Origin of the sequence: Streptosporangium sp. NPDC051022 (assembly GCF_040683035.1) — a bacterium.
GTDB lineage: Bacteria > Actinomycetota > Actinomycetes > Streptosporangiales > Streptosporangiaceae > Streptosporangium.
Map to the genome: position 1 here is coordinate 104,429 of NZ_JBFBCF010000028.1, position 10,118 is coordinate 114,546.

A 10,118-nucleotide genomic window follows, 5' to 3' on the forward strand; every position below is an offset into this window, starting at 1 on the left:
GGGCGCATCATGGGCGAACCGGCCCGCTACGGTCCGCCCACGACCTCCTCATCAGCGGATGAGCGCCCCCACCCTCCGCGCCGCGATCGTGGCGATCTCCAACTCCGATTGGCCCGGCTGCGGGTAGACGTTGACCTCGATCTTCCCTGGCGCCGTTGACGACCCGCCGGACGAACGGCCCTCCACCAGCCCGGACCCGGCGGACACGACGCTCCCCCACGACGTCACGAGCTTCTCCACCACCCTGCGATCCAGCCCATCCTGGGAAGAGACGGCGTCGGCCACCGCGGTGCCGATCTCCCCGGCAGACGGAGCGCTTCCGGCGCCGCTGCTCGCCCCGCTTCCTCCGGCCGTGCTGGACGTCAGCGTCCGCAGCAGTTCGATGACACCGCCGGGCCCCGAGTAGGCGTCCCGGATCGCCGCGGTGATGCGCGTGGCGAGCTGGTCAGCGGCCTGGGCCGCCTCAACCGCCTGCCGAGCCTGCTCCGGGGAGCGCACATCGAGGCCAAACGCCGCCAGCGGATTCCCCACCGCAGCCGTCTGACTCACCGCGCCGGCGTTCAGCGCCGCGACAGCGGCCGGACCGCCCAGCGCATCCACCGCATCAGCGGTGATCACCCATTCGTCCTCACCGGTGCCGTTGAAGACCAGCGACCGGCCCGGCGGCACCGGCCCCCCGGAGTCCCGGTTGAGCTCGACGTCTCGCGCGTCGAACTTCGCGATCACGTTGTCGATCATCTTGCGTGGCACCGCGCCCAGCAGCCGCTGCAACTGGGTACGGTCTCCGATCGCCGCGGCGATAGCCGCCTTGATCGGGTTGAGCGCGGTTCTCGCCCCCGCGCCGAGTCCCTTGGCGAACAGGGTCCTGAACTGTGTGCCGACACCCGCCAAGAGCCGCTCCAGCGCGGTCGGCTGCTTACCGCCCTTCGCTGTGCCTTTCGCCGTGGCCTTCCCGCCAGGCCCCGGCACGACACCACCGGACGCGAAGCCCATCCCCGGGGTCCCCGCCTCGGCGAGGAACCGCGCCGCCCCCGCCACACCGCCCATGCGTGCGGCCTGGTTCCCGCCGTCTACCCACGCCACGCCGAGCGCCCGCACCAGCTCCGGCCGCAGGAATCCCTCGCCAGGGGCCACCGCCGCGAGCATCCGGTCCTGCCCCGGCGCATACCCCGGCACCACGCCAGGCCCCGGCACGACACCACCCCGCGCGAACCCGAGCTTCACCTCTGGCAGCGGCGTCAGCCCCATCGGGCCCGCGATGGCGTCCCAGATGCGCTTGACGCCACCCGTGTAGGCGTTGTTGACAATCCACGCGATCGGCCCCCTCAACACCGCGGGGATCTTCTCCCACTCGCGGCCAATGCCGTCCTTGGCGGTGCCGAAGGACTTCGCCATGGCCAGCGTCGCCTCGCTGACCTTCTTCTTCGCCGGATCGAGGCCAGGGTCGACCCCGGCTTGGATGTCGGTCCAGGTCTTACGCATGGACGCGGGCGCGTCCTTCGACAGGTTCACGAACTTGCCGCCGCCCGCCTGCACGAACGCATCGATCTTGGCTTGGCTGGGCTGACGACCAGTGTCAATGTCACGCTGGATGTCCGACCACATCGAGACGATGTGCTTCGGCGCGTCCTGCCGCAGCCGCAGGAACTTCCCGCCGCCATCCGAGATGAACTGGCCGATCTTCTGCGCGGCCTGCGCCAGCCCAGCCGTCAGGCTCCCCTGGATATCGGTGAGCATGTCCCGCACGGCCTGCGGCGCGTCTTTCCGCAGACCGAGGAACTTCCCGCCGCCCGCCGCGACGAAGTCATCGATCATCTTCTGCGGTACCGGCGTCCCAGCGGTGATCTTCGCCTGGATGTCCGACCACATCGCCTGAAGATGGCTCGGCGCGTTCGTCTTGAGGGTGAGGAACTTTGCATTCGCCGAGTTGGCGAACTCGCCCAACTTGTTCGCGGCGATCGACGTGAACGAGTCAATTCCGGCTTGCACCGCCGACCATCCCTGCTTCAGGGCGTCTGGCGCGTTCTTCGACAGCTCCAGGAACTTGCCGCCGCCTGCCTGCACGAACGCGTCGATCTTGGCTTGGCTGGGGGTGACCCCGGCGGCCAGGTCCCGCTGGATGTCAGCCCACATCTGCTGTACCTTCGGCGGCGCGTCACTGCTGAGCTGCGAGAACTTACCTTGAGTGGTGGTCAGAAACGCGCCCAGCCGGGCCGCGGTGCCAGACGCTCCGATGTCGGTCCCCTTCGCGACCGACTCCCACAGCTGGCCCCAGTACTGCTGCGCGCGCTCCGGCGCCGACCGAAAGACGCCAAGGACTTCGTTGATCTTCTTTTTCTGGTCGGCCCAGTACTCATCCCCGAAGGCGAAAGCCTTGGAGATCTCCCCGATACCGAACATATTCCCGAGGCTCGCCAGACCGACGTTGACCGGATGGTCCATCGGCTCGCCGGTCGCCTGCATCGCCCCAGTCAGTCCGGCGATACCACCTGTGACCAGTAATCCGGCGGTCCCAGCGGTAGCCAGGCCGGCACCCGCCAGAGCCTTCCCGCCGACGCCTCCCTTGCCTCCCTTGCCGCCCTTGCCACCCTTTCCGTCCTTGCCCGCGCCGCCGCCGACGTCGTCGATGAGGTCGACCGGGTTGACCTTTGAGAACCACGACGAAATGTCAATCTTCGATTTGAGCTTGCCGAAGATGCCTGCGGGGTTGACCTTCGACAGCCACCCGGACGGGTCGATCTTCGCCCCGATAGAACCGATCAAGTTCTTCGGGTTGAGCTTGGCGATCCACGCCCCTGGGTTGATCTTGGAGCCGATGCTGTTGAGCAGGCTCTTCGGGTTCAGCTTCGACAGCCACCCCGCCGGGTTGATCTTCGCTCCGATATTCGACAGCAGGTTCTTCGGGTTCAGCTTGCCGATCCACGCCCCGGGATCGATCTTCCCCTTGATCTTGTCGATCAGCATCGCCGGGTTCAGCTTCTTGATTGCGCCCGCCAGGTCGACCTTCGAGAACGCCGTCTTGACCTTCCCCGCCAGATCACCGAGCTTGTCCAGGCCAGCCGCTGCCGCCAGATCCCCCAGCAGCCCCCCGGCCTTACCCGCTACATCCTTAAGGCCGCCCAGCGCCTTCGAGAACAGGCCCGTTTTCTTCCCGCCGACGTCGGCCTTCTTGCCGACATCGTCGAGCCCCTTGCCGAGATCGCGGGTCTTCTTATCGGCCTTGTCCGCGCTGTCACCGAGATCAACCAGGTCCGCGGCGACGTCAGCGAGGTCGCCGGCGTCGAGACCGGCGCCCGCGCCGGTTTTGCCTCCCTTCTTCCGGCCCTTCTCCTTGCCGTCACCGCCACCGATGTCCGGCAGTTCCGGCCCTCCGTCGCCGCCCCCCTTGCCCTTGCCGCCACCGAACAGCTTCGACAGGCCCGTCAACTTGCCCAGCCCCTTGCCCAACTTGAGCAGGAGCCGCATCCCCTTGATCAGCCCACCCAGCTTCGCTATCAGCGTGCCGACCGCAGCCGCCACCAGCCCGAAGATCAGCACCCACTTCATCAGGTCACCAATGATCGGGATCTCCGTCAGACCCGTCAGCCAGCCGACCAAGTCCCGCAGGAAGGTGATGAAGTCGGTCAGCGTGCCGTCATTGACGACGGCCTCGGTGAGCTTGCCGAGGAACACCACGACGTCCTTGATCAACCCACCGGCCTGCCGCATCAGCGGCACCAGGTTGTCGAAGAACTTCGTCAGCCGCTTCTGGGTCTCCGGCTGGTTGATCCACTTGTTAAAGTCCTCCGCGGCCTTCGCGAGGTCCTCCAGCAGGGTCCCGCCAGCGGGAGAGGCGGCTTTGAACAGCCCGCCGATCGCCCCACCGAGATTGGACACGATGCGCCACAGCTTGGAGGCCATCTCCCAGGCCCGGCCGAAGAAGTCGGCCATCTCCCCGCTTCGGCGGGTCCGATCGGTGAACCGAGCGAAGGCCTCCCCGCCACGCTCCAGCCCCTCCGCGAACTTGACCACGAACGGGCCGGACTCGACGAGGATGTCGACGATCCCCCGAAGGAACGACTGCCCGGTCTTGCCGAACAATGCGAGTGCCTGGTTGTTGCGGCCCATGATCTGCGACAGGTCCAGGTTGAAGCTGTCACTGCCCAGGAACTCCCCGAGGTTCTTCGCGATGGTGCCGATCACCGACCCGGTGGCCGACAGGCCACCGCGCAGGGTGTTCAGGACCGGCATGGCGGCCTTAACGCCGGCCTTGAGGCCCGGCGCGATCGCCTCCTGCACGTCCTCCCGGATTTTCCGCAGTTCAGGGCGGACGACGTTGTGCAGGTACAGCACGAACTGCTGCATGCCGGGCGAGAGGTCCGCCATGGCCTGGGCGACCGGATCGACCCCGCCCCCGCCCCCGCCGCCGCGTCCGGCCTCTGCCGCTGCCTTCTTGGCCTTGGCCAGTTCCTTCTGGGCGTCCGTGACGGCCTCGACTGCGAGCATCTGCGACCACAAGGCCTCGCGGACGTCGCGCTCGGCGCGGATCTGCGCTTTCTTGGCCTGCTCGACGTCGTCAGTGGCGTCCTTGACGCCCCGCAACGCCGCCACTATGTCATCATTTGCCCGCTCTACGGCCTTTGCGCCCTCAACGGCGGTTTTGACTGATTCCTTCCGGGCCTGGCTGAGAGCGTACTCGGCGTCCTTCTCGGCCTGGATCGAGTCGGTGACCCGCTCCTTTGCCGCCTCGACCTCCTTGGACCCCTCCACCCCGCGACGGTCGGATTCCGCCTGCTCCTCGGCCAGGTCACCGTTACGCTCGCGCACCTCGTCCAGCCGGAACAGCGCCTGGTCGTAGGCGAGCTGTGCCTCCCTTTTGCTGAGGTCGTCGGCGAACGGGTCGGCGTTGACCCGATCGAGCTGCATCTTGGCCCGCTCGATACCGAGCTGCGCCCCACGCTCGTCCAGAGCGCCACCGCGCACCGCCAGCGCGAGGTCCTCGATGCGCTCCTTGGCGATCTTGCGGGCCTCGCTCAGCGCCTCGGTGGCCCGCTGACTGGAGCGCTGGGCCTCGGCGTAGCGGCGCTCGGCCATCTCGACCGCGCGAGCCGCCGACGCCTGCCGGTCGGCCGCCTCCGCGGCGACCTCAGCCGCACGCTCGCGTGCCGCGCCGACCCTGGCAACCGCCTCCTTGACGCGCTCCTCGGCCGCCACGACGGCCTTGGCCGCCTGAACAGCGGCGTCCCTGGAGTCCTCGACCCTCTCGCCTGCCAGCATCCGGGCGTGCACCGCGTCGCGGATCGCCCGCTCGGCCGACTTGATCCGTTCGGCCGCCGCCTCACGCGCCGCGGCCGACGACGCCGCTGACGCCCCCGACGCCTTGTCCGCCTTGCTCAGCGCCCCCAGCGCCGTCCCCACGCCGTTGAAACCCACCAGGAGCGTCGCCAGCCCCTGGATACCGGCCGTGGCCACCCCAGGCAGGATCGACAACACGCCGATCGCCTGAGACCCAGCACCGGCCACCGCGACCAGCCCACTCGCAAGCGCCGTCGCGCCCGCCGCGGCCAGCATGAACCCGGCCGCGGTCGCACCGACCCGCCCAAGCGTCGCCACGACCTGCCCGGCCTTCTGCACATCCGGCAAGTGCAGCCCGAACGGCAGCGTGACCGGTTTGCTCCGCTGCTTACGGCGGAACTGGTCGGTGTCCTCCTCGGCCGGCTTCGTGTCGCCCTTCACCGGCACCGTGATGCTGGTCTCGCTGTCGCGCGCCGCAGCCGCGACGTCGTCACGCAGCTGCCGCCGGTCGACGTCGGCGGTGACGCGCACCTTCACGTCGGATCCGCTGAGCTCCCGAACCAGCGCCGCCAGATCCCGCCGCAGCGCCGTATCGTCGAGCGTCGCCTTGAGCTTGATCGACGCTTCAGCCTGCGCGGCGCGCGCCGCCGCCTTCGCCTCGACCGCCAAACGGCGCGCGTCGACCTCCGCGCGGATCCGAACCTGCACATCGCGGACCCGCGCCTCCGCCTCACGCTTCAGCTTGCGCTCGAAGTCCCGCCCGAACTCGGCGACAACCTCGAGCTCGATCCGCCCTGCCTCGACGCTGTCCACCCCGTCAGCCACCTGCGCACCCCCGTACGTCAGGGGTGGAGGCTGCCGAAAAGGACCGTTACTGTCCGGCGACGAGAAGGGGCAGCATTCGGAGCTGCGTCGCAAGACGTGGATCCCGTCCCATGTGAAGGGTCCGGAGGGTGCTCCGCTGCTGGTGACTGAGAAGGTCAACGTGTGGCGGCGGTAACCACCGCTCGCGGCTGGTGGGGTAGCCCTTGCCCGCCCAGATCGTGTTGGCCGAACGTGCGTCGGAGCACCGGGCGATGGTGCACGAGTCGAAAACCGACGCGCTGGCGGGCAATCCGCCGCACCGCTCCCATCCCTCGCGAAGGTGGAGTGTTGTCACCCCTGGAGCCCCAACTAATCCAAGGAAAGCCTAGAGTGTGGAATATTCCACATGTAGAATTTTCCACATGACAACTTACGAGATCGACCCCGTCAGGACGCTCCCCGCCAGGACGCTCTCCCGCGGCTACGAATACGCCGTCTCTATCAGCGGATGGAACCGCAGCGACCGCAAACCGCAGGAGGACCCCGAGCCGGTCAGCATCATCAAAATCCGGGCCGTCAGTATCACGATGGAATTCCTCGGCGGGATCGACGAACTCGGCCCACGCGAGGGCGCCGACACCATCTGGTACCGCCTCGGAACGCTCCCCGAGCGCCAGGTCGAGACGCTCCTCGCCCGCCTCGCGGCCTCCGGCCTACTGGAGGCCATGTTCGGCCGGGTAGAGCGGACCTACCGCCAAGGCCTACTCACCAGCCTCCAGGCCGGCGAGGCAGTCGCAACATGGATCGCTGCCGAACGTGAGCGGATCACCGCCAGTGAGGAGGACCTGCCAGACAGCTGGGCGCGCTACCAGGTGGCCGAGCCTGCCACCGCCAGCATCGAGACCCTCCTCGCCCCCGCCGGAGACACCCCGGCCGCGGCGCGTCGCGCCGCTGACGAAACTGTCCATGGGCTCGCCGTGTGGCCGGAGGGCCACCCCGAGCAGGTGGTGGTGACCGCCCCCGAACGGCTCACCCAGGCCATGGAAGGGCTCTTGCGGAGGGGCACCACGTTCATCCCCGTCCCCCGGCCTTTGCTGGTTGCTGCTGTCTGGCGCGCGGGCGCGCGGAACGTCAACGCCCTGTCCAGAGCGTTGGGCGTAGACCGCAAAACGATCTACGCCGATCTGCGGTCCGCGGGCATCGAACCCACTATCCGGACTTGAGACATCAGCACCACCAGCGTCTCACTTCCGGGGCCGGGCGGTGGCCATCATCATGTTCATCGCCCGGTCCATGCTCGCCTGCGACGGCTGACCGCCACGAAGGCGCTTGGCTTCCTTCTCCGCCTCCTCCATCCACGTCGGCCGCGGCCACCGCCACTCCTTCTTGCGCCGCTTGTCAGCGACCACGATGGTCTGCTCGTGGTGAACGGCGGCCAGCAGCTCGTGGGTGCGGGTCCACGGGTCCAGCCAGTAGCCCCGCGGCACCCTCACTCGGGCGTCGTGAGGGAGGTGGTGGCAGAGGTCGAGGAAATCGTGGACTCCGATGAAGCCGGGGTCTCCGGGATCGTCGAAGACTCCGCCGAGGTCGAGTCCGTAGACGTCTCGGAAGTCGGCGTAGAGCCCTCGGTCCCACTCGGCGAGCCACCGCTCGGCGGCGAGGATTCCCCCCGGCCCACGCCCCACTCCGCCGCGAGGCCCTTCACCAACTCGACAACGTCCTCGATCTCTGGCCTCTCGGCCATGAATCGGTCGTAGCCCTCCTGGGTGAGGATCTCCACGGCCACCTCACGCCCCGCCTTGACGAGTTGGGCAGGCAGGTTGGGGGTCTTGGACAGCAGACCGATCACCATGCCGATCACTTCGGCGTCCGTGGTGGTGTTGCCCGACAGCAGAGCCTGCTCCAGCACGTGCAGCAGATACGCCATGTCGACGTCGAGCTTCATGAGCGGTGCCAGCGCGTGCAGCGGGAGCCCCGACGGCATCATCGCGATCACCTTGTCGCTGCCGTCCGGCTCCACACCGAAGTACAGCGGGAACGGGCCGGCCTTCCGCTTGCGGCGCTCGGCGCGGGCACGGCGGGCGGCGTTGAGGTTCAGTGCCATCGAGGACTCCCGGATCGTCGGATCAGACGCCCCGGGACAGTACGGATCCGCTGGGCTTGTGTACGGCCACGACGGGAAGGGGAGGCACGCCGTACAGCGCGCCTCCCCTCACCTGTCCACATCGCTGAGGCTTACGGGCCCACAGGCGGTGCGAACGACGCGAAGTCGTTGTAGTCGTACCAGGCGTCGGCCAGGTCGGAGCCGAGGACCTTGAGCCGCAGCGGCAGCACCGAGGATTCGGCCTTGTTGAGCGACTGGGTGACACCCTCGACCTGCTGGGCGCGCGGGATGATGCGCCGCAGGTGCCGGCTGCCGTTGATCAGCTCGACGACGACGGCGACCTCGTCGCGTCCGCCGACCTTCGGAGGAACGAACTTGTAGTAGGGCGGCGGCGCCGGATCCCCGGACGGCGTGATCTTCGTGACGGTACCGCCACCGAACACCGCCTTGAAGTTGTCGGCGGTCCATTCGTACAGGTCGACCTCGAGGGTCGCGCCGTCTTTGGTCTGCCAGGACGCGATCGGGTAGTCCGACTGGTGGCTGGACGCCTCCTCGAATTCCGGCGACGTCTCCCAGTTGAGGCTGTCGGGTGTGAAGTGGCCGACGTCGCGCCACCCGGCGCCCATCGCGATGGTCGGCCCGGCGGGCGCGGTCGTGCCGACCGGGCCCAGCCACACCCGGGCGAGCACCGGCACGAACTGGTCTGTGGCTGCCACAGGATCCCCCAATGCTGTAGCGCCACCCACCGCCCAAAGGCGGAGGTGGTCAGCGGGTTGGGGACCCTCGACCGCCGGTTGTACGCGGCCGGGGCGCTTGTGTACGGCTACGCCGACGCGCGGGGCGGTTTCGCCGACGCGGTGGTGGTGCGACACTCACCGAAGGCGCGACACAAGGAAGCGGTGCGGCGGTGAGCAGGAGACGCCTGGCAGGGGCGCGGTGGCTGGCCCAGGTCAACATGCACGGCCCCGTGCCGGAGCTGCGGCCCGAGCTGGGCCCCTGCTGGCTGTGGACCGGCGACACGAACGACCAGGGGTACGGCTACATCATCATCGGCGGGAAGAAGATCAGCGTCGCCCGGTACGTCTACGAGCGCGCCCACGGGCCGCTGCCGGACGGCTACGAGCCCGACCACATGTGCCACGACCCTTCGGTGTGCCCGCCGGGCCCGGCCTGCCCGCACCGGACATGCTGCAACATCGCCCACCTCGAAGGGGTGACGCACCGGGAGAACGTGCTCCGATCCGGGGCGCCGACCGCGATCAACGCAGCCAAGGAGACGTGCATCCACGGCCACCCGCTGACCTTCGCCCCGGTCGTCGTGGACGGTGTGTCCTACCCGGGTGGCACGATCTACGTGCCACCGCGGCGGACCTCACACCGGTACTGCCTGATCTGCAAGACCCGCGCCGCCGAAGGCGAGACACGGCTCCGGCGGGAGGTCGCGCGGCTGCTGGTGGAAACCGCCGGCGGGATGGGGGAGCAGCTCACCATCGGCTAACGCGGCTCGTGCGCGGAGATCAGCACCTTGGCCACCCACCGCAGACGGCCGTCGATGTCCGGCATCGGGCCGCCGCTGCCCGGCACGTACCGCACCCGCGTGATGACGGGCCCCGAGGTGTACGGCTGGGCAGGCAGCTCCGCCAGCGCGCGCAGCGCCACCATGACGATGCGCTTGAGCTTGCCGACGCCGGGAGCGTCAGCACCCGCGCCGAGCGCCTCCAGCTGCACGCACGAGGTGACCGTCCACAACAGTTCGCCGCTCGGCTCGCCGATCGACCCGCCCGGCACCTCGTGCAGCCGCAGCCGCGGGTACGGCGGCTCGGAGTAGGCGCCGACCCGGCCCTCACCGCCGAGCACCCGCGACCACGAGATGAACGGTCACCTGTATCACAAGGGCGACAAGGTGCTGCTCTACTACTGGGCGGCCAACCGTGAC

The 10,118-nt window shown here is 68.7% G+C and carries 7 protein-coding genes; 2 read left to right on the top strand and 5 right to left on the bottom strand.

The features are described from left to right. Window positions 1-51 precede the first annotated feature (51 nt). A complete protein-coding gene (locus AB0N02_RS35085) occupies window positions 52-6,087 on the bottom strand; it encodes a hypothetical protein (protein ID WP_363955497.1) in 6,036 nt (2,011 codons plus the stop codon). Window positions 6,088-6,500: 413 nt separating this feature from the next. Between AB0N02_RS35085 and AB0N02_RS35090 the strand changes: the two genes are divergently transcribed. After that, on the top strand, window positions 6,501-7,301 hold the full coding sequence (locus AB0N02_RS35090; protein WP_363955500.1) for a hypothetical protein: 801 nt from the start codon (window positions 6,501-6,503) through the stop codon (window positions 7,299-7,301). Between the two features lie 21 nt (window positions 7,302-7,322). Here the strand turns inward: AB0N02_RS35090 and AB0N02_RS35095 are convergent, their stop codons facing one another. From AB0N02_RS35095 to AB0N02_RS35105, 3 genes are all read right to left on the bottom strand, one after another. Beyond that, window positions 7,323-7,571, bottom strand: coding sequence for a hypothetical protein (locus AB0N02_RS35095; protein ID WP_363955503.1), 249 nt, complete (start codon window positions 7,569-7,571; stop codon window positions 7,323-7,325). After that, entirely contained in the window at window positions 7,568-8,182 is a 615-nt protein-coding gene (locus AB0N02_RS35100) for a hypothetical protein (RefSeq protein ID WP_363955506.1), read from the bottom strand. The genes AB0N02_RS35095 and AB0N02_RS35100 overlap by 4 nt, the downstream gene beginning before the upstream one ends. A 131-nt stretch (window positions 8,183-8,313) precedes the next feature. Then, window positions 8,314-8,898: a hypothetical protein gene (locus tag AB0N02_RS35105; protein ID WP_363955509.1), complete on the bottom strand. Its 585-nt coding sequence runs from the start codon at window positions 8,896-8,898 to the stop codon at window positions 8,314-8,316. A gap of 191 nt (window positions 8,899-9,089) precedes the next feature. On the opposite strand from AB0N02_RS35105, the gene AB0N02_RS35110 reads away from it, so the two are divergent. Then, window positions 9,090-9,680 (top strand): HNH endonuclease signature motif containing protein, encoded by a 591-nt coding sequence (locus tag AB0N02_RS35110; protein ID WP_363955512.1) that lies wholly within the window; start codon window positions 9,090-9,092, stop codon window positions 9,678-9,680. Here AB0N02_RS35110 and AB0N02_RS35115 read toward each other — a convergent pair. Continuing rightward, the gene (locus tag AB0N02_RS35115) at window positions 9,677-10,039 is read right to left on the bottom strand and encodes a hypothetical protein (RefSeq protein WP_363955515.1); all 363 of its coding nucleotides are present in this window, start codon (window positions 10,037-10,039) and stop codon (window positions 9,677-9,679) included. The two genes, AB0N02_RS35110 and AB0N02_RS35115, sit on opposite strands and share 4 nt — an antisense overlap. Window positions 10,040-10,118 lie beyond the last annotated feature (79 nt).

Coding starts and splice junctions, on each gene's coding strand:
- AB0N02_RS35090 (WP_363955500.1), top strand. CDS start 6,501: ATGACAACTTACGAGATCGACCCCGTCAGGACGCTCCCCGCCAGGACG.
- AB0N02_RS35100 (WP_363955506.1), bottom strand. CDS start 8,182: ATGGCACTGAACCTCAACGCCGCCCGCCGTGCCCGCGCCGAGCGCCGC.